A 21,813-nucleotide genomic window follows, 5' to 3' on the forward strand; every position below is an offset into this window, starting at 1 on the left:
CGGCCGACCAGTCCGCGAGGCGGTACAGCGCCACGACGCTCCCGGCCGAGAGCCTCCGCCCGGTACAGTGGTCGGCATGGCACGAGCGACGAAGAGCCCGAAGCCCGAGCACGACGAGGCCCGGAGCGGCGAGAACGCACCGAATCCGGTCTGGTTCAAGCCAGTGATGTTCGGCTTCATGCTGCTCGGACTTGCCTGGATCATCGTCTTCTACGTAAGCCAGGGCACGCTGCCGGTTCCCGATCTCGGCAACCTCAACATCTTGATCGGCTTCGGAATCGCGTTCATCGGCTTCCTGATGACCACGCGCTGGCGCTGAGCCTTCCCGAGTCATGAACGACGCCCCGTCCCATCCGGCGACGGGGCGTTCGTCGTCCGTGGAGCGGCTGCGCACCGCCGGCTGCGTCTTCGCCGAAGAGGAGGCGGACCTGCTCGAGGACGTCGCCGACTCCCCTGCCGCCCTCGAACTGCTGCTGCGCCGCCGCGAGACGGGTGAGCCCCTCGAGCAGATCCTCGGCTGGGTCGCCTTCCGCGGTCTGCGCATCCCCGCCGCACCCGGCGTCTTCGTGCCCCGGGTGCGGACCGAGTGGCTGGTCGACTGCGCCCTCGAGCTCCTGAAGGCCGACGCCGTCGTCCTCGACCTCTGCTGCGGCTCCGGCGCCCTCGCCCGCTCGATCGCCGAGGAGCGCCCCGACGTGCGCCTTCTCGCCGCGGACCTCTCTCCCACCGCGGTCGGGTGCGCTCGCCGCACACTGGCGGGGCGGGCTGCCGTCTTCGAGGGTGATCTCTTCGACGCCCTCCCCTCACGGGAGCGAGGACGGATCGACGTGGTGATCGTGAACGCCCCTTATGTCCCCACCGCCTCCATCGCCCTGATGCCGCCCGAAGCCCGCGTGCACGAGCCGCGACTCACCCTCGACGGCGGGCCGGACGGGCTCGCCCTGCACCGGCGCATCGCCCAGGAGGCGGAGGCGTGGCTGGCGCCCCAGGGCGTCGTCGTGATCGAAGTGGGAGCAGACCAGGCCACCGCGAGCGCGTCCGCGTTCCGAGCGGGGGGCTTCGCCACCTCCGTGCGCCGCGATGACGAACGGGACGCGACAGCGCTCATCGCCGTCCAGCGTCGAACTACACCGCTGTAACTATCCCCAGCTGTGGAATCTCCTGTGGAGAACGGCGCACCCCACTGCCGACGGGCTCTGGCGATCAACGGAAGGGAGGAATCCGCACCAGTCCTGCGGTGATCGAGCGCATCTCTGTTCCCGTCACGTCCTCCCGGGGAGGACGTTCGAGGCGTTGTCCCCAGTGTTAACAACTCTGTGGATAACGTCCTCCCCAGTTGTTGAGAGGCGCCGGGGACAGAACGGAGAAGAACAGTGGAGAGAAGCACTCAGCGCACAACGAGACAGCGGGCCCGAAAGTGCCGAAAGTACCTCCGAGCCCGCCACCACGGGTTACGACCGACTCAGCCGAGGACGTACGCCCCTGCGGTGATCGCGACGAGTCCGACCCCGATCAGCCCGACGAGCATGTTCTGCGTGCGCCGTTGAGTGCGCTGCCGCGTGCGCGTGAACACGAGCCCGATCAGGGCACCCGCGACCAGCCCGCCGACGTGTGCCTGCCAGGCCACATTCATTCCCGGCAGGAAGCCGATGACGAGATTCAGTCCGACCAGGACCAGCAGCTGCTGGGCTTGACCGCCCAGATGCCGCAGGATCACCAGGTACGCGCCCATCAGCCCGAAGATCGCGCCAGATGCACCGATTACAGGAGTCAACGGGTCTGCGAGCAGGAGCACACCGACCGAGCCGGCGAATCCGCTCAGGAGGAAGAGGGCGAGGTAGCGCCCACGGCCCAGCATTCGCTCGAGCACCAGGCCGAAGACCCACAGCGTGTACATGTTCAGCACCAGGTGGAACGGGATGACGAAGAAGAGCGACGTGCTGTGTAGGAATACCGAGGTGAGCATCCGCCACGGCTCGAAGCCGGCCCCGAAACCGGGCAGCGTGTAGGCGGGCGCATAGAGCATCGCGTTGACCGCGGGTCCGCCGACATACGGGAGGATCTCGACGATCCACAGCACGACGCAGAGCGCGATGATCGCGTAGGTCACCGTCGGCTGGTCGGCCCGGGTCATCGCCCGCACTCGCGAGACGAGCGGACCACGGGTGCGCGGGGCGGTGGCGCGCTGCTGCGCCATGTCGTCCGGGCAGATCACGCCGACGGGAGCGGGAGTCTGGCATTCACCGCAGATCGTGCGTCCGCAGCGCTGGCAGCGCACGAAGCTCTGCCGATCGGGGTGGCGATAGCAGGAGTAGGTGCTACTCGGCGGTACCTGGGTCACGGACGTGCCTCCGGGGAGAAAAAGGGCCGGGCCCTCACGGACCCGGCCCTCGAACGAATGTGGGACGAGGCGATCAGACCTCGGTGATCTCGACGGTCTCGATCACGACATCGTCGAGCGGCTTGTCACGGCCGTCCGTCGGAACCGCCGAGAGCGCCTGCACAAGCTTCTTCGACTCCTCGTCGACGACCGCACCGAAGATCGTGTGCTTGCCCTGGAGCCAGGTGGTCGGCGCCACGGTGATAAAGAACTGCGAGCCGTTCGTGCCGCGTCCCGCCTGCTTGCCGGCGTTCGCCATCGCGAGGATGTAGGGCTGGGTGAAGTCGAGCTCGGGGTTGATCTCGTCGTCGAACTGGTAGCCCGGGCCGCCGATGCCCTGACCGAGCGGGTCACCGCCCTGGAGCATGAAGTCGGGGATGATGCGGTGGAAGAGCGTGCCGTTGTAGAGCGGCTCCTTCGTCTTCGCGCCCGTGGCGGGGTGGGTCCACTCAATGTCACCGGTCGCGAGACCGACGAAGTTGCGGACCGTCTGGGGAGCATGATTCCCGTAGAGGTTGACGACGATGTCGCCCTTGTTGGTGTGGAACGTCGCGACTGCGGTGTGCAAAGGCATGCTCGGATTCTCGCACAGCGCGTCCGTAGGCCCCTACAACGCACGGTGTCAATGCGCTGGGTGCGCGATGCGGACGCGGATCGATGAGTGGCAGTATTGACGAGTTCGCTGCTCGTAGCCGATGGAGGACCAACATGGGTCTGTCACGTAAGCACAAGAAGGACCTCAAGCGTCTTCGTAAGAACGTTGAGGCGGTGTGGAGCGAGCAGCAAGAGGTGCTGTCGCACGCGGCCTCCGTTCTCGAGAAGAGCCGCCGTCACGCGGCCAAGTACGCGAAGAAGGAGGTCGTGCCGCTGGTCAAGGACACGTACAACTCCCGCGTGAAGCCTGTCTACGACAACGGCCTCTCCGCCGTCGAGGGCACGTACTCGTCGGCCCGCGATGCCTACAAGCACCGGGTCCTCCCGACTTTCGCTGCTGTCGGGGGTACCGCCGCGGCCGCGTTCGAGGCCGCGAAGGACTCGAAGAACCGCGCGAAGCTCGGCGAAATCTCGAAGGCGCGCTGGCAGGAACTCACCACTCCTCCGAAGAAGAAGAACAGGGTCGGCACCGTCTTCGCGATCGGCGCCGCACTCGTCGCCGTCGGAGGCATCGGCTACGCCGTCTGGCAGACCTTCCGTGCCGACGACGAGCTGTGGGTCGCCGAGGACGAGCCGCAGAGCGCCGCGCAGGACGCGGCCTCGACCGCTTCCTGACGTTCCTGTCGGACGAGCCGGACCCCCGCGCGGGTCCGGCTCCTTCCTGTGCCCGGGTTACGCTTCTCCGATGGATATCCGGGTCGCCGCGTACGGCGTGATCATCGACAGCGAGCGGATGCTGCTCGCACACTGGAGCCAAGACCCGTGGTCGGCATGGACTTTGCCGGGCGGTGGGATCAATGAGGGCGAGTCGCCCGCCGACGCCGCGGTCCGCGAGATCTTCGAGGAGACGGGCTACGGCGCTGAACTCGAGGCGCTCATCGGGGTCGACTCGCACGTCATTCCCGCGCACCGTCGCAGCGAGCCCGAAGCCGGTCCGCTGCACGCCATCCGCATCGTATACCGCGCCCGCGTCGTGAGTGGCGAGCTCACCCACGAAGTCGACGGATCCACGGACGCCGCCGCCTGGTTCCCCCTCGGTGACATCGAAGAACTGGAGCGCGTCGAACTCATTGATGCGGCGCTCACCATGAACGAGGCCTGGCTCCTGCGCTGAGCCAACCGCACGGCACGCAGCCGCGGATCCCGCCGAGGGGCTTAAGCGTCCGTCTCACCGGCGCTCCCCCTCATGATCGTCGAACTCTCCACCTCCGCTCCGTGCTCTAGCGAGCTTTCGATATCGTTCCCGCTGCCGAGATCCGTGAGTTCGATGTCGCTTCCATCTCAGCGCGGCCGAGGCGGCAGCCATCCGCTCGACCCTGGCCGTGATCGTGAGCAGGACTGACGGCGAAGTGGCCTTCCGCGCACGAGGTACAAGCTGGTAGACGCTGAAATCCTGCAGGCGGATTGGCACCCTTCGCACTCGTCAAGGTAGTGTTGACACATGCTGGAAACCGTGTCAGAGCAGGCGCATCGGCTTTACCGAAGCGTCGGAGAGGTACTCGCGCTTCCGGTGCTCCAGGAGACCGCGCGACCGCTCGACACCGTCGCGGCTGCGCAGGCGATCAGTGAGCAGGCAAGCCGACTATTGGCCACCGCTGTCAACGCCGCGCGTCGGGACGGCATCACATGGCAGCAGATTGGAGAGGTGCTCGGCGTCAGCAGACAGGCGGCCTTTCAACGCTTCAGCCACTCCATCCCCGCCGCGTCGAACGTCTCGAGCGAGACGCGCGCCGCGGAAGCACGGGTTGAACCAGCGGTCATCGAGCGTGCAGCAACGGCCATCGATCACCTCGTGAGTGGAGAGTGGCAGGCCGTCGTAGACGAATTCGATGACGCTCTGCGCGAGAGCGTCACTGCGGACGGATTGGCGGCGGCGTGGTCGAAGATCATCTCCGCCGCGGGGACGTTCGACCGCAGAGCGGGGACCGAGGCGGTCCGGGCTTTACGGCTGATCGTCACGAATACACGACTCGTCTTCGAGCACGACGAATGCACCGCACGCCTTGTTTTTCGTGACGACGGCCGCATCACGGGGCTGTTCATCCTCGCCGGATCGCCTTCATGAGCAGAGCATCGGAACGACTGATGCGCATGACGCCTAACCACGGTACGGACGGCAGTAACGGGGAACTCATGATCGACGTGCAGCAAGTGGTCGTCGCCGTGGACTCGGTGACACTGCTCCCTCCGACGAGCGTGCGAGTCAAGGCAGGTGAGATCGTGGTCGTTCGGGGTAAGAACGGCGCGGGCAAGTCGACGCTGCTGAAGGTGCTCACCGGTGTGCGCTCACCCACCGGCGGAACCGTGACGGTCGGTGGTGAGCCGGTTTCCCGCCGCAACCGGGCTTTCCGACGTCGAGTAGCCTCCCTCATCTCTCTCCCACCACTGGCACCAGACCTCACAGTGGAGGACCACGTCAGGCTTGTCGCTGCGACGTGGTTCGACGAGTCAGCAGACGCAGAACGCTCCGCATCGGACGCGCTAGGCGCACTCGCTCTCGACGGATTGCTCCACCGGTTTCCGCACGAGCTGTCCTCGGGGCAACAGCAGCTGTTCGCCCTCGCCCTCGTGGTAGCGCGGCCGTTCGAGGTGCTCGTGCTCGACGAACCGGAACAGCGTCTCGACGATGAGCGCCTCGCACTCGTGGGGGATCTGCTCGACAAGCGTCGAACTGACGGCGTCGCCATCGTCATCGCGACCCACAGCGCCGCGCTCACGGATCGTCTCGCCGACCGCGTCCTCGACCTGGATCACCCGAAGTGACCTCCCGCCTCGCATCGGCAACCGGTATCTGGCGCGCGCGGCAACCTCGGGCGGCCGGTGATCGTGCGTACATCGCGTATTCGCTGGTGCTGCTCGTGCTCGTCGTCGTGATGCCCGTGGTGCGCGCCGCGTGGCTCGCCGTGACGACGCCAGAGGCCGCCAGCACACTGACCGGCTCGGATGCGACGGTGATCGCCGCCATCGCCGTCTTCGCACTCTGGGCCGCCGCGCTCGTCACCGGACGGAGCCGCGGGCCAGCCGTCGCACCTCCTTTCCTCACCTACGCCCTGACGGAGAGCGACCTGCCACGGCGCGAGGTCTTCCATTCGCGCGTCGTGCTGGCGATCGTCGTCGCAACCGTCGCGAGCGGGGGCATCGCCGTCTTCTTCGGCGCAGCACTCGGCACGGTCGGCCTCCTGACTCCACCGAGCGTGATCGGTTTTAGCATCCGCGGCGTGCTCATCGGGACGATCAGTGCGGTGTGCTGGCTGAGCGGAGAAGCCGCTCGCACGGCATCCGCGGTCTTCGCCGGTGTCCTGATCGCCGCCGCCACGCTCGGAATCGTCGGCCTCAATTCCGGACTGGTCGTCGCCCACATGTCGAGCTGGGCCTGGGCATCGGCCACTACTGACGTGCCCGCGATCGCCGTCCTCGCCGCACTCTCCGCGGGAGGTCTCCTCGCGGCGCCAACACTGCTCGACCGGATCAGCGAACCAACGCTCACGGCGCAGTCCGCCCGCTGGAACGTCGCGATCGCGCATGCGGTGAGTCTCGACTTCACCGCTGTATCGGAGTCGTACCAAGCCCGGCCCTCCATCGGGCGTCGGTTCCGCGCAGTGGTCTACGGCGCGAATCCAGTCAACCTCGTCCTCGTCCGTGACACGATCGGTGCCCTGCGTACCCCCCTGCGTGCGGTGAGTGGGGCCCTGACGATCGTCGGATCGGGCGTCCTCCTTGTTGCAGCGGCAGCGGCCCCCGGCGCCGCTCCGCTGCTTGGGGCGTTTGCCGCGGCATTGCTCTATGTCGGGTCCGGTGCATTCAGCCGTGGCCTCCAGCACATCAGCCAGGTCTCCCGCGCACAGCCTCTGTACGGCATCAGCGATGGCGTGCTCATCGTCCTGCACACCATCTTCCCGGTACTCATCACGGTGGTCATCATGGTGGCGACGACGATCAACATCAGTCTGGTGCTTGTGCCCGGCGCGACGACATCACTGTGGTGGGGCTCCGTCGCTCTGCCGGTCGTGGTCGTCGCCGCCCGAGTCAGCAACGCGCTGCGCGGACCATCGCCCATCTTCCTCATGATGCCGGCACCGTCGGCACTCGGTGATCCGATGCCATTGATTCGGGTGCTGTGGGCCCTCGACGCTCCGCTGCTCGCCGTCGTGGCTGGCATCGCGGTGACAGCCGGACTGCCAGGCGTGGGTGGCTTGGTGGCAGTGTCCATCATTATCGCCCTGTCTCTGCTCGTCCGGTGGCTGCGTCGGGCCTGAGTCGGGATGAAAAAACTCGGGCCAAATAAACACAAGGGCTGGACAGGCCGGTGTACCTCAGCTATCCTACGGGACACAACGAGCGACCGAACGGAGCCGAACGGAGACCGAACGGATCGGTACCGAACGGTCGGTTTAGTGGGCGAACGGACGCCGGCAGCTCGGCCCTGAGGAAAAGCGTGGCCGGAGGGTGGTCGATCGAAACCGTGGCTGTTGGGCGGAGAGGAGTGCCTTTCAGGATCTGAGAGGTGCGACGAACTCGTGAGCATCGCACGTAACAGCGTCGTTCGCCAGCGCGCCATCGCTTTATTCGAGCCGCCACGTCCCAGCGGTCGACTCCACGCAATACCGGTGATCGAAACCGACCATTTTCGCGCGCAGACAGCAATGCCAGTGGCAAGATCACCTATCTCTGGCACTTTTATTTTACGGTGCACCCGCTAGAACTCACCAGCCACCTCCTCGACGAGGTACACCACGCCGGAACGATTGAGGCTTATGCAAAATACGATTGATCGAGATGGATTTGCGCGTGTCGGTCAAGACTAACACCGGCTGATCCGCTTTGATTGAAGAGCAGCCTTTAACAGAAACTCTTCGCAAAGGAACCAGCCGGTGCGCACACAGTCTACTACGGGAATGACGGCCGAGCACTACGCGATCCTCGCCGAACGGATCGAGAACGAGTTCATGTGGCGTCGGCGGCGAGGACGTCCGCGCAGACTTTCCCTCGAGGGAGCATTGCGGGTCACTCTTCTCTATTATCGCCAGAATGTGACCGAGCAGTTGATCGCTGATGTGGTCGGTGTCAGTCAGTCGACCGTGTCGCGAACGATCGCGTCGGTTGAGGCGATGCTCAATGTCGTGATAGACGACGAGCAACCGGACGTCGAGGCCGCGCTCCGCGGGACAACGGCCGTCATCGACGGCACGCTCCTGCCGTGCTGGTCCTGGTCGGACGCGCCAGAGCTGTACTCCGGGAAACACATGACCACGGGGCACAACTGCCAGGTCCTCGCCGATCTCTCCGGTCGGTTGATCCACATTTCGGATCCGATCGCGGGCAAGCATCACGATGCCCACGCGTTTCGAGAAACCGGGTTGGCCGACACCGTTAACCTCTCGAACACGCTGGCCGACAAAGGCTACCAAGGCACCGGAATGGTCATACCAATAAAGAAGAGGCCAAGCGAAGAACATCTGCCAAATTACGCCAAACACCACAATCGCTTCGTGAACACCCACCGCTACGTGATCGAGAGAACAATTGCTAGCATCAAGACCTGGCGGATATTCCACACCGACTACCGGCGGCCACTGCGCACCTTCCGAGACGCCTTCAACGCCGTCCGCGGACTCATCTTTTTCACTCGGCAAAAAACCAATTTTGCATAAGCCTCATTGTTCCGGCACACGAGAAAGGGAAGCCCGATGACCAGTGAAGTCCTCGAAGTGCAGACATTCGCCAACTCGGCGCTGTGGTCCGTTGAGGCCGGCGCCCAGACAGATGGATCCATCCCGGCAATGACGACACCGACCGTCGTCGTCGCGACCGAATATGTCGTCGCGGGCAGCACCATCTGCCTTATTTGCTAGGGCGAGCTGCTCTCCGCTCAGCATCGAGCGGAGAGCCTCATCGCCCCGCATTTCTCCCACGCCCAAGGCTCCTCACATGCTACTGCAACGTCTCCAACTCTCTCGACACATCACCGACGACCCAAGGCAACACGCTATAAACGCCACGATGGCGCCGATCGCGATCGGCCAAATTCTTGCATCCGTCGAGGCCCTGAGCATCGGACGCCTCTATCGACGCGACGGACTGCTCCGCGGCGTGTCGGCGCGGGGTATGGCTCCCGGAACTTTCCGCCGTCGGCTCGCAACTGTGCTCGACGCGCCGGTCACCCCCAGGATCCTCGCATCGGTGAACCTCACGGCCTCGGTTGCCCTGCTGCTCGGGTACAACCGCAGGCCAATACAGATCTGGGCGTCCACTATCATCGGCGCCTGTAACCGGCTCAACGAGATACGGACCCCCTATGGAAGGGATGGAGCCGATCAGATGACGGCCGTGATCACCCAGTACCGCGCAATATCCGCGCTCATCCCTGATACAGACCGGTCCGACGACCTTTTTCTTCGTGCCGTGAACTTCCAATCCGGGCTCAGCTACTTTGTCTCGGGCCTCTCGAAGCTCTTCGGGTCGAGCTGGGTGCAGGGCGACGCGCTGGGCGAAATCGTGCAGACGCAGGCCTATGCGTAGCGGACCGGCGGCGCAAGTCCTTAAGTCCCGAACCTGGCTCGCCCGCTTACTCACCTGGGCGACACCACTCTGGGAGGTCTCCTTTCCAGTCGTCTACATGCTGCCGGAGCGCTGGGGTCGACTAGCACTGGTCGGCGTGAAGGGTTTCCACGTCGCCGTCGCCGCGGTCATGGAACTGCCCCGCTTCATCTGGGGCTTCACCGGCTCTCACGGTGCCGTCGATTACGTCATCCGACGCCAAGTGCTGCCGTCTTCAAAGGTCGAACGGGTCGTCCTCACGGCAGCGGCGGCAGTCACTGCGACCACCGCCACCTACGCGGCGGCCCAGCGCGCGCTCGACATCGAGCGCCGTCGCGGGCTCAAGGGCACTGAACTGTGGCCCATGAATGACGGCGACATCGAGTACGTCCACCAGTCTCCGACCACCGCCGATACGGACCCCTCCACCGCACCGGTCGTGATCCTTGAAGCCGGCCTCGGAAATTCCCTCGACGCCTGGGCCTGGGTCTCCGCCTTCTCCCGGCCGGACTGTCACGTCATCGCGTACCACCGGCGAGGGTACGGACAAACTACTTCATCTGCACTGCCGCACACCGTCGTCGACGTGCTGGTGCGAAGTACCCGATCATCCGGCCCCCTCATTGGGGTCACGCACTCCATCGGCCTACTAGCTCTGGCCAGTTATGCCGGCCGTGACATCGCCGGACGCCGAATCGCCGCTGTGGTCATCGTGGACGGAACCGATCCCGACCTCTTCGCCGCGGATCGGCAGGACCGCCGCCGAGTTGGCACCTACCTGCAGGCGCAACTGCGGAGCATGTTCGCCGCTCTGACTGGAATATACAATTTCGCGCCTCACGCGGTCGGGCGACAGTCCCGGTACGAGCCGGACCAGCAAAACGGCATCATCCAGTTCGTTTTCTGCCCGCGGAACATCCACCGCGCGATCGGTGAGTACTTCGAATTCGAGACGGATCAGGTTCTCGATGCTTTGCGAGCCATCCCGAATCGATACCTCGTCGCCTCTCAGGAGAACGCAGCGCAACAGGCGGAACTCGCGATAAAAATCGGTGCCGAATACACTTTGGTGCCCGACTCGTCTCATCGATCAATCATCGGATTCCGTGAGAACGCCCAACAGGTCGCCTTGGTCATCCGTGGGGCAGCCGATGCCGCGGCCTGACGTAAACCGAGCCGTCGGAGTGGTAGCGGTCGGCGCCCTCACCGCGCACCTCATCGCGACAACGTTGTTCAACACGCCAGACTCGTTCAACCTGGACCTCCGTCGTTATGTCGGCGGTTGGACGATCCCGGGTTGGCGTTTCTTCGCTCCGAATCCCGGCGTGCAGAACGTGCATCTACTAGTCCGGACGGGAGACGGAACCTCTCCCACTGCACCGTCGCTATGGCAGGACGTCACGCCGATAATCGATCACCGTGCACTCAACGTCGCTCTGAACCCGCGCAGTCGCGGGCCGAAGGCCCTATTCGACGCCATGCAGCAACTCTCGGTGATGAAGTCGAACTATGCGCGCTTCGACTGGATCACCACGAGCACCGCCTACGAACTCGTGACCGATGCTGCCCGCGGCCTCCTGCCATATCGAAAGACCGACCGGTTCCAGTTCCTGTTGATGAACTACTTCCCGGCAGCACCCGAGGGACAGCGGATGCAGCCGATCATCATCTCCAGGTGGGAGAGCGTGTGGCCCGGAGCGCGGTCGTGACCGCCCCACAACCGCTCGCGACCTTCGAGGGCTCCGAACTTCATCTGCATGTGTCGGGATCAATCTCAGCGTCGCTCGTCCCCTGGTGGATCAACTGGATCCGATTCATCACACCGGAGGTCGTCATTAACGTATCCGTTTCATCGCGGGCAACGTCCTTTGTGACCGTCGGGGCACTTCAAGGACTCGCGAACGGCGAAGTCTGGCTCGACGATTGGGAGACCCCCGGCCTGCCGCACTCGTGGCGAAACGGTCGAAGCGGGAATTCGGAGTGCATTATCGTCTTCCCTGCGACGCTTGACACGGTCATGCGCCTGGCACAGGGCCGAGCCGACTCTCCGGCACTAATGATGCTGCAGATCACCGATCTTCCGATCGTGCTCGCAGACGTGTTCCCGGCCGAGAACGCAGTAATCAACCACTGGCGTGAGGTGCTGTTGAAGCGGCCAAACATCGCGTTCGCCCCGCAGATCGACACGCCCCGCGCCGACGACCGCAAAACTACCACCAGCGGTTTCAACCTTCCCGGCGCGCTCGCCACTGCAAACGAAGCGATCGCGGCTAGTCGAGTGTAATTCCCTGGCAATAGCGTGGCGTTCATGTCCTTGAATATTTTATAGAAATGTCCGCTGGTGCCCCTCATTCATCTAGCTGGCGCCTCCGCTGAGCCCTCCCGGGAATCACCCGCAGCTCTGCCGCGTTGGCTCTGACGTGATCGTCCAGCTCTACACCTCAGCCTTCTGCGGCGCGTGTCACGCTGCACGCTCGGTCCGCTCGACGCCGAAGCCGCCGGAATCCGCTCCACCCCCACGGTCCTCGTGCGGGACACAACGAGAGAGGTTGTCTTCCGCGCGCAGGGCGCCCACTCGCTCCCCAGGCACTCGCCGCGCTGGCGCTCGCCCTCCCCGCGTAGGTGGTGGCCGCAGGAGGATCCATGCACCGTCGTGCCGCGATCGCGGACCCCATCGGGTTTCTTAGCGCCCTCAGTCTCTCCGGATGCTCGGTGGACGAGCCCGAGACGACAACGGCGACGGTCGGCCGCGGTGGCGAGCGGGCCGAGGTCCTGGGCGGCGTCGTCGTCTGCTCCGGATCCGTCGATGGCCTCGATCTCGCCGCCTCCGACTCGGCTCCCTTGACCATCGGCGACGGACTGCGGAGGGTCACCCGATGGGTGTCGCCGTCTCCGGTGACTCAGCTGGGTGCGACCGACCTCTCCGGCGTAACAGTCTGGCCGGCCGATACGGAGATCGAGCGGTTCCCGCTCGGCGTCGACCTCGCGCTCAAAGCGTACGCGACCGGCCGTTCCGTCCTCTCCCGCCCGGTGGTTTTGACGGCCGAGCAGTTCGACACGCTCTCCGTTGGCGAGATCGTCGTCGGCGACGTCCGCGACGGCATATCCGAGACCCTCTCGGCGCAGGAATTCCTCGGCCTCGCCTGTACGCCACGCTGACCGTCAGTACGCAGCACTCCGGCCGGCCCGTTCCGCGCAGCGGTCGACCGCTGCGCGGATCTCGTCGCTGCGCCAGAGCGGCCCGAGCCGGTGCTCCTGTTTCGAGAGGAGGATCCCGCCTTGACGAGTAATCGCAGCAGAGAGTAGACGTTCGGGATCTGCACTCCGACCTTCGCCGCCGCCATCACCGCCATGATGACCGGCGTCCAGCAACCACGTCGAGCAGGCGCCAAGCGGTACTGTCCCGCCGCACCCGCAATCGGTCGTTCCACGACTGCCGGATCTCGGCGATCTCGTCGACGAGGAGACGAGTGTTCCAAACGGCGCGGAACGAAGCAGCGGCGAAGGCGCGGACGACGGGGTCCGGATCCCCCTCGCGAGAGGAGGTGAGCGCCCGATGGTAGCCGAGACGTCGGCGAGGAGGCCAGCGGAGACGGGGACCGAGACGGTAGGGGTGACTCCGCGGTGCCGCAGCGCGGATTGCGCCAGCGCGCGGCCAGTGCGTCCATTCCCGTCTGTGACCGGGTGGATGGTCTCGAACTGCGCGTGACTGAGAGCGACAACGACGAGAGGCCGAAGGTCACGGCGGACGGTGAACGCCGTCAGGTCCTCGATGAGGTCAGGGATGCGCTCGAAGCTCGGAGCGACGTACTTGGCGCCGATCGGGCTGTCCGCCCGCGTGCCGATCCAGACCGGCTCCTGCCGCCGCCGCGGTGGCGTGTGTCGCGGCTGATCCGCGAGGAGCAGCGAGTGCAGGCGCAGAATCAATGCCGCGCTGATCTCTGGGAAAGCTCCAGCGCCGCACTCATCGCTCGCGTGTTCGCGACGATCAGCTCCGCGTTCCTGCCCGAGCATGCTCCGAACTCCGCGCTGAAGACGGAGCGAGCGGACGCCGTAAGATTCTCGATCTTGGAGGACGAGGATGCCTCCGGCCGCGGCAGCACCGGTGCGAATCCGATGACCCCGGCCCCTAGCTCGGCATCGAGGCGGCTCAGCTCCCGCGCGGCTTCATCGGCATCATCCAGGGTGTCGCTCTGCAGCCCGGGAGACGGCGCCGCGATGCGCGGTGGGACGGCGGAGCGATACGACGAGCGCGAAGGCCCGTTATCGCCGACCGTCCAGGCCCGTTGTCGTCGACCGTCCAGGCGCGGCGAGCAGACGACGTTAAGCGCTGCTGCGCCCATTCGGGCACAGGCCAGGACGATCCGGAGTCGGAAGCCGTGTGTACCTCGACGCAATTATGGGATAGTGACCGACACCATATTTGTATCGATCCTTGTTCTTGTTTACGACGCAGATCGCGGCGGTCCGATCGTCGCAGCGCAGGTGAGACGGCTGAGGAAATCGACGGGCGAGACTCGATGGTGCGAGACCCGGAACACACCTCGTCGGACCCCGCAGGGCCGCGATACGCAAAGGCCGGCGATCTCGGAGACGGCGATCTCGGACACACTGTGGAGCCTCGGAGAGACTGTGGAGCCTAGGAGATTCGAACTCCTGACATCCTGCTTGCAAAGCAGGCGCTCTACCAACTGAGCTAAGGCCCCGGGCCGGGGACGGGGCGTTCCGTCTCCGAGAGTCGGATGGCCCGCCACCGCGAGGTGACGGGCCGTCCGGCACGGTGGGGGTACCAGGACTTGAACCTGGGACCTCTTCATTATCAGTGAAGCGCTCTAACCGCCTGAGCTATACCCCCGGATTGACCAGAGGAGACTCTACCGGACCTGCCGCCAGAATCCCAATCGGCCGCCGCCTACTGGTTGGTGAAGCCGACCAGCAGGCCGCCGGTGATCTTGACGCTGAGGTTGTACAGCGTCGCGACGATCGCGCCGAGTGCGGTGGTGACGATCGTGTTCAGCACTGAGACAACGATCGCGAAGCCCATGACCTGCGGCAGCGAGAGGACCGTGCTGAGGTCGAACGTCTCGGTGCCTGCGACCTCCTGCACCAGGCCACTAACCTTCTCCAGCACACCCGTCTGGGAGAGGACCGTGTAGACCAGGTAGACGACGACGATCGTGATGATCGCGAGCGCCAGACCGAGTAGGAACGAGAGCTTCACGGCCGACCAGAAGTCGACGTAGACCAGCTTCAAGCGAACCTGCTTCGCCGCCGGGCTCTTCGCAGACTTCTTGGCGAGCTTCTCGGCGACGGTGCTACTCATCTACGGACCCATCCTCTTCCGACGCCGGACCGGACTCGGCCGGCGCCGCGGCGTCGGGATCCTCGTCCTGGGCGTCGAGATTACGTTCGGTGTTCTTGGCGAGTGCGATGATGCGGTCGTCCTCAGCGAATCGTGCGAAGACGACTCCCATGGTGTCGCGACCCTTGGCCGGTACCTCGGCCACGGCAGAGCGTACCACCTTGCCACTGGCGAGAACGACGAGCACCTCGTCGTCCTCTCCGGTGATGATCGCGCCCACCAGGTCGCCCCGCTTGTCCTCGAGCTTGGCGACTTTGATGCCCAGACCGCCACGTCCCTGGAGCCGATACTGATCGACCGCGGTCCGCTTCGCGTATCCGCCCTCGGTGACCACGAACACGAACCCCTCGTCGCTGACGACGTTGGCGTCGAGCAGTCGGTCCTCCCCACGGAATGACATCCCCCGCACGCCCGAGGTAGAGCGACCCATCGGACGCAGCGCCTCATCGGACGCAGTGAAGCGGATGGACATGCCCTTGCGCGAGACGAGCAGCACGTCGCTGTCCTCCTCGACCAGGAGCGCCGAAACCAGTTCGTCGCCGTCGCGCAGCTTGATCGCGATGATCCCGCCGGAGCGGTTCGTGTCGTACTCGGCGAGAGCCGTCTTCTTCACCAGCCCGTCGCGCGTCGCGAGGACAAGATAGCGCGCCGCCTCGTAGTCCCGGATGTCGAGGATCTGCGCGATCTGCTCACCCGGCTCGAGCGCGAGCAGGTTCGCGATGTGCTGCCCCTTGGCGTCGCGGCCCGCCTCCTGCAGTTCGTAGGTCTTGGCGCGGTACACCCGCCCGGTGTTCGTGAAGAAGAGGAGCCAGTGGTGTGTGGTGGTGACGAAGAAGTGCTCGACGATGTCGTCGGCCTTCAACTGCGCGCCACGCACACCGCGGCCACCACGGTGCTGCGCCCGATAGGAGTCGCTCCGGGTGCGCTTGAGGTAGCCACCGCGGGTGACGGTGACAACCATCTCCTCCTCGGGGATCAGGTCCTCGACGCTCATGTCGCCGTCGAAACCGAAGAGGATCTCGGTGCGGCGGTCGTCGCCGAAGCGGTCCACGATGTCCCCGAGTTCATCCGAGATGATCGTGCGCTGGCGCTCGGGGCTAGCGAGGATCGACTTGTAATCCTCGATCTCGGCCTGGATCCGGTCGTGCTCGTCGATGATCTTCTGACGCTCGAGGGCCGCGAGTCGGCGCAGCTGCATGTCGAGGATGGCGCGGGACTGCACCTCGTCGATGTCGAGCAGCTCCATCAGGCCGTCGCGCGCCTCCTCCACGGTGGGCGAACGGCGGATCAGCGCGATGACCTCGTCGAGCGCGTCGAGCGCCTTGAGATAGCCGCGCAGAATGTGAATCCGCGCTTCCGCCTCGTCGAGGAGGTACTGGGTGCGGCGCACGATGACCTCGACCTGGTGGTCGACCCACGCGCGGATGAAGCCGTCGAGCGAGAGCGTGCGCGGAATGCCGTCGACAATCGCGAGCATGTTCGCGCCGAAGTTCTCCTGCAGCGGCGTGTGCTTGTAGAGGTTGTTCAGCACCACCTTCGCCACGGCATCGCGTTTGAGCACGACCACGAGGCGCTGACCGGTGCGGCCGGAGGTCTCGTCGCGGATATCCGCAATGCCGGAGACCCGCCCGTCCTTGACCAGCTCGGCGATCTTAATCGCGAGATTGTCCGGATTCACCTGGTACGGCAACTCGGTGACCACGAGACAGGTGCGGCCCTGGATCTCCTCGATCGAGACCACGGCCCGCATCGTGATCGAGCCCCGACCGGTGCGGTACGCGTCCTGAATACCGCGGACGCCGAGGATCTGTGCGCCGGTGGGGAAGTCGGGGCCCTTGATCCGCTGCAGCAGCGCCTCGAGGAGTTCCTCGCGCGTGGCCTCGGGGTTCTCGAGCGCCCACTTCGCGCCGGCGGCGACCTCGCGCAGGTTGTGCGGCGGAATGTTGGTCGCCATACCGACTGCGATGCCGACAGAGCCGTTGACCAGCAGATTCGGGAAGCGCGCGGGGAGAATCGCCGGCTCGCGCGTGCGGCCGTCGTAGTTGTCCTGGAAGTCGACGGTGTTCTTGTCGATGTCGCGGACCATCTCGAGCGCGAGCGGCGCCATCTTGGTCTCGGTGTAGCGCGGAGCAGCTGCGCCATCATTGCCGGGGGAACCGAAGTTGCCCTGGCCCAGTGCGAGTGGATAGCGCAGGCTCCACGGCTGCACCAGGCGCACCAGCGCGTCGTAGATCGCGGAGTCGCCGTGCGGATGGAACTGTCCCATCACGTCGCCGACGACGCGCGAGCACTTCGAAAACGCCTTATCCGGGCGGTAACCACCGTCGTACATGGCGTAGATGACACGGCGGTGCACCGGCTTGAGCCCGTCACGCACCTCCGGCAGAGCGCGGCCCACGATGACGCTCATCGCGTAGTCGAGGTAGGAGCGCTGCATCTCGAGCTGCAGGTCCACCGGCTCGATCTTGTCGTGCCCGTGGATCACGACACCGGTGTCAGTGACGATGTCGTCACTCTCGTCCGGTCCGGTGGGGGTGTCTGCTTCGTCTGCCATGATCTCTGGTCTCTCAGGTGGGTCCGTGTCCCGGAGGTGCGGGGGCGGCGATCGCGCTGGGTGTCAGGGGGGTGGGGTCGTGGGGGTCGTGGGGGTCGTGAAGTTCTTACCGTTCGTGGGTGGATGTTTGGCGGTGTTCGTGCGGCCCATTGAAGGCCGCTGTTACGTTGTCGAAGTGGTTGCGTGCCGCGGCCGTGTGCCGCGGGGCTGCCGCCTTTCGGATCGCTGTGCGATCCGCAGGGCTGCCGCCTTGTAGATCGCGATGCGATCTAGATGTCGAGGAAGCGCACGTCCTTCGCATTCTTCTGAATGAAGGATCGGCGGGACTCGACGTCCTCGCCCATCAGGGTCGAGAAGATCTCGTCGGCCGCGGCCGCGTCATCGAGAGTGACCTGGAGGAGGGTCCGCGTGGCGGGGTCCATAGTGGTCTCCCACAGCTCCTTGTAGTCCATCTCGCCAAGGCCCTTGTAGCGCTGAATGCCGTTCTCCTTGGGCATACGCTTGTTGCTCGCAGAGCCGTGCGCGATCAGCGCGTCACGCTCGCGGTCGCTATAGACGTATTCGTGCGGCGAATTCGACCACTTGAGACGGTACAGCGGCGGCTGCGCGAGGTAGACGTAGCCGAGGTCGATCAGTGGACGCATGTAGCGGAACAGGAGCGTCAGAAGGAGCGTCGTAATGTGCTGCCCGTCGACGTCGGCGTCCGCCATCAGGATGATCTTGTGATACCGCGCTTTATCCGGATTGAAGTCTTCGCCGATGCCGGCTCCGAACGCCGTGATCATCGCCTGCACCTCGTTGTTGCCGAGCGCGCGATCCAGGCGCGCCTTCTCGACGTTGAGGATCTTGCCGCGCAGGGGGAGGATCGCCTGAGTTTCGGGGTTTCGGCCCTGCACCGCGGATCCGCCCGCCGAATCGCCCTCGACGATGAAGATCTCGGAGATCGACGGGTCCTTCGACTGGCAGTCCTTGAGCTTGCCCGGCATTCCGCCGCCCTCGAGCAGGCCCTTGCGGCGGGCCGTCTCTCGCGCCTTCCGCGCCGCCATCCGGGCGGACGCTGCCTGGATCGCCTTGCGGATGATGTCCTTCGCCTGGCTCGGGTTGCGGTCGAACCAGTCGGCGAGCTGCTCGCCGGCCACCCGCTGCACGAACGCCTTCGCCTCGGTGTTTCCGAGCTTCGTCTTCGTCTGGCCCTCGAACTGCGGCTCGCCAAGCTTGATCGAGACGACGGCGGTCAAGCCCTCGCGGATATCGTCGCCCGAAAGGTTCTCATCCTTCTCCCTGAGCAGGTTGTTCGCGCGCGCGTAACGGTTGACCAGCGAGGTCAGCGCGGCGCGGAAGCCCTCCTCGTGGGTGCCGCCCTCATGCGTGTTGATCGTGTTCGCATAGGTGTGGACGCTCTCGGTGTAGGCCGTAGTCCATTGCATCGCGACCTCGAGCGAGATGCGGCGCTCGGTGTCCTCCGACTCGAAGTCGATGATCTCGGAGTGCACCAGGTCGGACTTCTTCAGCGAGTTGATGTACTCGACGTAGTCGACGAGCCCCTTCTCATAGTGGAAGACGTCGGTCCGGTCGCCCTCCGTCTCGTTCTCGCCCTCCCCCTCAAACTCGACCTCGTTCTGATCGGTCAGTGCGATGCGCAGGCCCTTATTGAGGAACGCCATCTGCTGGAAGCGGGCCCGCAGGGTCTCGTAGTCGAATTCGACAGTCTCGAAAATACCCGCGTTCGGCCAGAAAGTGATCGTGGTCCCGGTCTTGTCGCTGGCCTCGCCCTTCTCGAGCGGGGCATCCGGCACGCCGTCGGTGAAGCTCATCCGATACACGGCGCCCTGACGCTTCACCTCGACCTCGAGGCGCGTCGAAAGCGCATTGACCACGGAGGAGCCGACGCCGTGCAGACCACCGGAAACCGCGTAGCCGCCTCCGCCGAACTTGCCACCGGCGTGCAGCACGGTCAGCACCAGCTCGACCGTCGAGATTCCCTCGGTCGGGTGCATGTCGACCGGGATACCGCGACCGTTGTCAGCGACGGTGACGCCTCCGTCGGCCCGCATCACGATCTCGATGTTGTCGCAGTAGCCCGCGAGCGCCTCATCGACGGCGTTGTCGACGATCTCGTAGACCAGGTGGTGCAGTCCGCGCGGACCCGTGGACCCGATGTACATTCCGGGGCGCTTGCGGACCGCCTCGAGTCCCTCCAGGACCTGGATCTGGTTCGCGCCGTAGTCGCCGGAGGACTTGGTCGACATGCTCTCGTGCACGGCGGAGGGTCCGGCGGAGCCGTTCGCGTCCAGGTCGTTCGCTTCGGGTGACGTGGAGTCGTTCGGCTCTTGTGTCATAGCTGTGGAATTCTCCTCTGACGGTCCGTCGTGACGCGCACGGTGATCTGGAGATCGCCCGCGCGGCGTCGTCACTGCGTTTCGGCGGCCCTTCATTCTACCGCGTGCGTACTCGATCCGAAGCGCTGGATGGCGATCTGCGGCGCGAAAGCTCAGCGGTCGACCGAAAATGCGTTGTCAGCCGTAGGTGTCGCGTGGACCACGCCCTGGAATGGACCTGGGACCCTTTTTCCAGTTCGGGACGTCGGGCCCCAGAAAACGGATCGACGTGATGCCCGCCTCGGAGAAGTTCACGGCGATGTGGTTCATGATCTCGATCCGCATCAGCCGCAGCTGGGTCGACCACGCCGTCGACTCACAGGCGACCGTCAGGACACCGTCGATGACCCCCACCGGAGTGGAGTGCTTCGCTGTCTCCTCTCCAGCAATCGCCGTCCACGACGACATCAGATCGCCCTGCGCCAGTGGCGCCGTCCAGCCGAGCTTCACGGTGAGGGAGTCGAGGACGTCGCCGAGATCGTGCGGATCGCGGCCCTTGCCAAACGGGATCGCATCACCGCGGGGCTCCACGCGCTCCACGGTCTTCCGGATGCGACGCGGACCGTCCGCACCGAATACCTCCTTGAGGTGGCGGTAGACGCGGGCGGCTTCGGAGTCGGGGGTGGGGGCGCCGCGACGGGGCGCGTCAGCCATCGGCTGGCCCCGCATCGACGATTCGCCCAGCCTCGACGATTCGCCCAGCCTCGATCCGCACGGTGTGCACGGCCAGCGCCTCCGGCACGTCGTCGAAGACCGCCGCCGTGATCAACACCTGCTCATAGTCGGCGACGACGGAGGCGAGCCGCTCGCGTCGCCGCGCATCCAGTTCGGCAAAGACGTCGTCGAGCATGAGCACCGGGTCGCCCATCGGGGAGTCGCGGCGCAGCAACTCCGCTGACCCCAGCTTCAGCGCTAGTGCGAACGACCAGCTCTCGCCGTGGCTGGCGTATCCCTTCGCCGGCAACGCATTGAGCTCGAACTGCACGTCGTCGCGGTGCGGGCCGACGAGGGAGATCCCCCGCTCAAGCTCGCGGCGGCGCACCCCGGTTAACGCCGTCGCGAACGACTCCGCCAGACTCTCGCCCGCGGTTGGCGAGGCGGAGCCCGGCTGCTCCACCGGCTCGCCGTCGTCGTCGACCGCGCCCTCGATGCTCAATCGTGAGCGGAGCACCGGGCGCTGGTCGGCGCCGGCGACCGCCTCGTAGGCCGCGCGCACCGGACCGCTCAGCTCCTCCACCAGGGTGAGTCGGGACTGCATGATCTCGGTTCCGAGCGCGATCAGGCGCTCGTCCCAGATGTCGAGGGTTCCGAGTTTCGAGGCGTCGCGGACACCGCTCGCCCGCGCCGACTTCAGCAGGGAGTTGCGCTGGCGCAGCACGCGATCGTAGTCGGACTGCACCGCGCTCATCCGGGGCGAGCGGAGGACCACCAACTGGTCCAGGAAGCGCCGCCGCGCGGACGGATCGCCGCGGATCAGCAGAAGATCCTCCGGTGCGAAGAGCACGCTCGAGAAGAAGCGGGGGAGCTCGCGCGGCTTGATCCCACCGCGATTGATCTGTGCGCGGTTGGGCGAGGAGCGGTTGATCTGCACCTCGGCGAGCAACTCGCGCTCCCCGTTTCGGAGCCGCGCGCGCACCACCGCGCTGTCGCGGCCCGCGCGGATGAGCGCCTGATCGCTCGACACGCGGTGCGAGCCGAGGGTGGAGAGGTAGCCGAGCGATTCGACCAGGTTCGTCTTGCCCTGCCCGTTCCGCCCGACGAACAGGTTCGCCCCCGGGACGAGCGCAACATCGACCGACTCGTAGTTTCGAAAGTCGCTGAGCGCCAGCTGCGTCACCTGCACGTCGCGCTCCTCTCCTCCGCCCCGCCGCCCCCTAACAGACCATCGTCCCCCGCAATGTGGAGGCGGCCGAAGGCCCGCCGCCCCCGTGAGAGCATCCCTGCCTCA

At 65.5% G+C, this 21,813-nt stretch carries 21 protein-coding genes, 2 tRNA genes and 1 pseudogene; 14 read left to right on the forward strand and 10 right to left on the reverse strand.

Translation table 11 applies throughout. The features are described 5' to 3' along the window. The first annotated feature begins 76 nt into the window (after positions 1 to 76). Positions 77 to 319, forward strand: a complete 243-nt coding sequence (locus C1O28_RS13500) for a cell division protein CrgA (RefSeq protein WP_097167769.1) — start codon at positions 77 to 79, stop codon at positions 317 to 319. A gap of 13 nt (positions 320 to 332) precedes the next feature. Beyond that, positions 333 to 1,139 (forward strand): putative protein N(5)-glutamine methyltransferase, encoded by an 807-nt coding sequence (locus C1O28_RS13505; RefSeq protein WP_097167735.1) that lies wholly within the window; start codon positions 333 to 335, stop codon positions 1,137 to 1,139. 323 nt (positions 1,140 to 1,462) lie between these two features. Here C1O28_RS13505 and C1O28_RS13510 read toward each other — a convergent pair whose 3' ends face one another. Both C1O28_RS13510 and C1O28_RS13515 read right to left on the reverse strand, forming a co-directional pair. Next, positions 1,463 to 2,341, reverse strand: coding sequence for a rhomboid family intramembrane serine protease (locus C1O28_RS13510; protein WP_097167734.1), 879 nt, complete (start codon positions 2,339 to 2,341; stop codon positions 1,463 to 1,465). A gap of 73 nt (positions 2,342 to 2,414) precedes the next feature. Next, entirely contained in the window at positions 2,415 to 2,954 is a 540-nt protein-coding gene (locus tag C1O28_RS13515; protein ID WP_097167733.1) for a peptidylprolyl isomerase, read from the reverse strand. 134 nt (positions 2,955 to 3,088) lie between these two features. Between C1O28_RS13515 and C1O28_RS13520 the strand changes: the two genes are divergently transcribed. The 12 genes and pseudogenes from C1O28_RS13520 (at position 3,089) to C1O28_RS13570 (ending at position 12,730) form a co-directional block, all read left to right on the forward strand. Next, positions 3,089 to 3,649 (forward strand): hypothetical protein, encoded by a 561-nt coding sequence (locus C1O28_RS13520; protein WP_097167732.1) that lies wholly within the window; start codon positions 3,089 to 3,091, stop codon positions 3,647 to 3,649. Between the two features lie 70 nt (positions 3,650 to 3,719). Continuing rightward, entirely contained in the window at positions 3,720 to 4,148 is a 429-nt protein-coding gene (locus C1O28_RS13525) for an NUDIX hydrolase (protein WP_097167731.1), read from the forward strand. A gap of 327 nt (positions 4,149 to 4,475) precedes the next feature. Continuing rightward, positions 4,476 to 5,099, forward strand: a complete 624-nt coding sequence (locus C1O28_RS13530) for a DUF3887 domain-containing protein (RefSeq protein ID WP_097167730.1) — start codon at positions 4,476 to 4,478, stop codon at positions 5,097 to 5,099. A gap of 92 nt (positions 5,100 to 5,191) precedes the next feature. Beyond that, positions 5,192 to 5,797 (forward strand): annotated as a pseudogene (locus tag C1O28_RS13535) (ABC transporter ATP-binding protein); the annotation flags it as partial. Further along, positions 5,794 to 7,290 carry a hypothetical protein gene (locus C1O28_RS13540; protein ID WP_097167728.1) on the forward strand — a complete coding sequence of 499 codons (1,497 nt, stop codon included), beginning with the start codon at positions 5,794 to 5,796 and terminating at the stop codon, positions 7,288 to 7,290. The pseudogene C1O28_RS13535 and the gene C1O28_RS13540, both read left to right, overlap by 4 nt. A 615-nt stretch (positions 7,291 to 7,905) precedes the next feature. Further along, the gene (locus C1O28_RS13545) at positions 7,906 to 8,685 is read left to right on the forward strand and encodes a transposase family protein (protein ID WP_145260554.1); all 780 of its coding nucleotides are present in this window, start codon (positions 7,906 to 7,908) and stop codon (positions 8,683 to 8,685) included. Between the two features lie 36 nt (positions 8,686 to 8,721). Next, positions 8,722 to 8,886: a cypemycin family RiPP gene (locus C1O28_RS15270; RefSeq protein WP_133115533.1), complete on the forward strand. Its 165-nt coding sequence runs from the start codon at positions 8,722 to 8,724 to the stop codon at positions 8,884 to 8,886. A gap of 148 nt (positions 8,887 to 9,034) precedes the next feature. Further along, the gene (locus C1O28_RS13550; RefSeq protein WP_097166720.1) at positions 9,035 to 9,553 is read left to right on the forward strand and encodes a hypothetical protein; all 519 of its coding nucleotides are present in this window, start codon (positions 9,035 to 9,037) and stop codon (positions 9,551 to 9,553) included. 97 nt (positions 9,554 to 9,650) lie between these two features. Continuing rightward, a complete protein-coding gene (locus tag C1O28_RS13555; protein ID WP_160487540.1) occupies positions 9,651 to 10,736 on the forward strand; it encodes an alpha/beta fold hydrolase in 1,086 nt (361 codons plus the stop codon). A gap of 19 nt (positions 10,737 to 10,755) precedes the next feature. Next, a complete protein-coding gene (locus C1O28_RS13560) occupies positions 10,756 to 11,280 on the forward strand; it encodes a hypothetical protein (protein ID WP_202129521.1) in 525 nt (174 codons plus the stop codon). Beyond that, positions 11,277 to 11,855, forward strand: coding sequence for a CypD family RiPP peptide-cysteine decarboxylase (locus tag C1O28_RS13565; RefSeq protein ID WP_097166899.1), 579 nt, complete (start codon positions 11,277 to 11,279; stop codon positions 11,853 to 11,855). The genes C1O28_RS13560 and C1O28_RS13565 overlap by 4 nt, the downstream gene beginning before the upstream one ends. Before the next feature lie 359 nt (positions 11,856 to 12,214). Further along, positions 12,215 to 12,730: a hypothetical protein gene (locus C1O28_RS13570; RefSeq protein ID WP_097166722.1), complete on the forward strand. Its 516-nt coding sequence runs from the start codon at positions 12,215 to 12,217 to the stop codon at positions 12,728 to 12,730. A 3-nt stretch (positions 12,731 to 12,733) separates the two neighbouring features. Here C1O28_RS13570 and C1O28_RS16175 read toward each other — a convergent pair whose 3' ends face one another. The 8 genes from C1O28_RS16175 to recF all read right to left on the reverse strand — a co-directional run bounded on the left by C1O28_RS16175 (position 12,734) and on the right by recF (position 21,708). Next, positions 12,734 to 13,585, reverse strand: coding sequence for a Fic family protein (locus C1O28_RS16175; protein ID WP_097166723.1), 852 nt, complete (start codon positions 13,583 to 13,585; stop codon positions 12,734 to 12,736). A gap of 619 nt (positions 13,586 to 14,204) precedes the next feature. Next, positions 14,205 to 14,277, reverse strand: a tRNA-Ala gene (locus C1O28_RS13580). 75 nt (positions 14,278 to 14,352) lie between these two features. After that, positions 14,353 to 14,426: transfer RNA gene (locus C1O28_RS13585), tRNA-Ile, on the reverse strand. Between the two features lie 57 nt (positions 14,427 to 14,483). After that, positions 14,484 to 14,894 (reverse strand): DUF3566 domain-containing protein, encoded by a 411-nt coding sequence (locus C1O28_RS13590; protein WP_097166724.1) that lies wholly within the window; start codon positions 14,892 to 14,894, stop codon positions 14,484 to 14,486. Continuing rightward, entirely contained in the window at positions 14,887 to 17,487 is a 2,601-nt protein-coding gene (gyrA, locus tag C1O28_RS13595) for a DNA gyrase subunit A (protein ID WP_097166725.1), read from the reverse strand. The genes C1O28_RS13590 and gyrA overlap by 8 nt, the downstream gene beginning before the upstream one ends. Before the next feature lie 269 nt (positions 17,488 to 17,756). Next, positions 17,757 to 19,736: a DNA topoisomerase (ATP-hydrolyzing) subunit B gene (gene gyrB / locus C1O28_RS13600; protein WP_097166900.1), complete on the reverse strand. Its 1,980-nt coding sequence runs from the start codon at positions 19,734 to 19,736 to the stop codon at positions 17,757 to 17,759. Between the two features lie 267 nt (positions 19,737 to 20,003). Then, entirely contained in the window at positions 20,004 to 20,519 is a 516-nt protein-coding gene (locus C1O28_RS13605; protein WP_097166901.1) for a DciA family protein, read from the reverse strand. Continuing rightward, complete coding sequence (gene recF / locus C1O28_RS13610; RefSeq protein WP_097166726.1) at positions 20,512 to 21,708, reverse strand: DNA replication/repair protein RecF; 1,197 nt, start codon at positions 21,706 to 21,708, stop codon at positions 20,512 to 20,514. Before recF ends, C1O28_RS13605 begins: the two co-directional genes overlap by 8 nt. Between the last annotated feature and the right edge of the window lie 105 nt (positions 21,709 to 21,813).

It is taken from the genome of Rathayibacter rathayi (assembly GCF_004011095.1).
In the GTDB taxonomy this organism is placed as follows: Bacteria; Actinomycetota; Actinomycetes; order Actinomycetales; family Microbacteriaceae; genus Rathayibacter; species Rathayibacter rathayi.

Excerpts from the sequence above, each read along its gene's own strand:
- C1O28_RS13555 (WP_160487540.1), top strand. The coding sequence starts at position 9,651 with ATGCTGCCGGAGCGCTGGGGTCGACTAGCACTGGTCGGCGTGAAGGGT.
- C1O28_RS13590 (WP_097166724.1), bottom strand. The coding sequence starts at position 14,894 with ATGAGTAGCACCGTCGCCGAGAAGCTCGCCAAGAAGTCTGCGAAGAGC.
- C1O28_RS13605 (WP_097166901.1), bottom strand. The coding sequence starts at position 20,519 with ATGGCTGACGCGCCCCGTCGCGGCGCCCCCACCCCCGACTCCGAAGCC.
- gyrA (WP_097166725.1), bottom strand. The coding sequence starts at position 17,487 with ATGGCAGACGAAGCAGACACCCCCACCGGACCGGACGAGAGTGACGAC.
- C1O28_RS13505 (WP_097167735.1), top strand. The coding sequence starts at position 333 with ATGAACGACGCCCCGTCCCATCCGGCGACGGGGCGTTCGTCGTCCGTG.
- gyrB (WP_097166900.1), bottom strand. The coding sequence starts at position 19,736 with ATGTCGACCAAGTCCTCCGGCGACTACGGCGCGAACCAGATCCAGGTC.
- C1O28_RS16175 (WP_097166723.1), bottom strand. The coding sequence starts at position 13,585 with ATGCTCGGGCAGGAACGCGGAGCTGATCGTCGCGAACACGCGAGCGAT.
- C1O28_RS13520 (WP_097167732.1), top strand. The coding sequence starts at position 3,089 with ATGGGTCTGTCACGTAAGCACAAGAAGGACCTCAAGCGTCTTCGTAAG.
- C1O28_RS13550 (WP_097166720.1), top strand. The coding sequence starts at position 9,035 with ATGGCGCCGATCGCGATCGGCCAAATTCTTGCATCCGTCGAGGCCCTG.
- C1O28_RS13570 (WP_097166722.1), top strand. The coding sequence starts at position 12,215 with ATGCACCGTCGTGCCGCGATCGCGGACCCCATCGGGTTTCTTAGCGCC.
- C1O28_RS13530 (WP_097167730.1), top strand. The coding sequence starts at position 4,476 with ATGCTGGAAACCGTGTCAGAGCAGGCGCATCGGCTTTACCGAAGCGTC.
- C1O28_RS13515 (WP_097167733.1), bottom strand. The coding sequence starts at position 2,954 with ATGCCTTTGCACACCGCAGTCGCGACGTTCCACACCAACAAGGGCGAC.
- C1O28_RS15270 (WP_133115533.1), top strand. The coding sequence starts at position 8,722 with ATGACCAGTGAAGTCCTCGAAGTGCAGACATTCGCCAACTCGGCGCTG.
- C1O28_RS13525 (WP_097167731.1), top strand. The coding sequence starts at position 3,720 with ATGGATATCCGGGTCGCCGCGTACGGCGTGATCATCGACAGCGAGCGG.
- C1O28_RS13500 (WP_097167769.1), top strand. The coding sequence starts at position 77 with ATGGCACGAGCGACGAAGAGCCCGAAGCCCGAGCACGACGAGGCCCGG.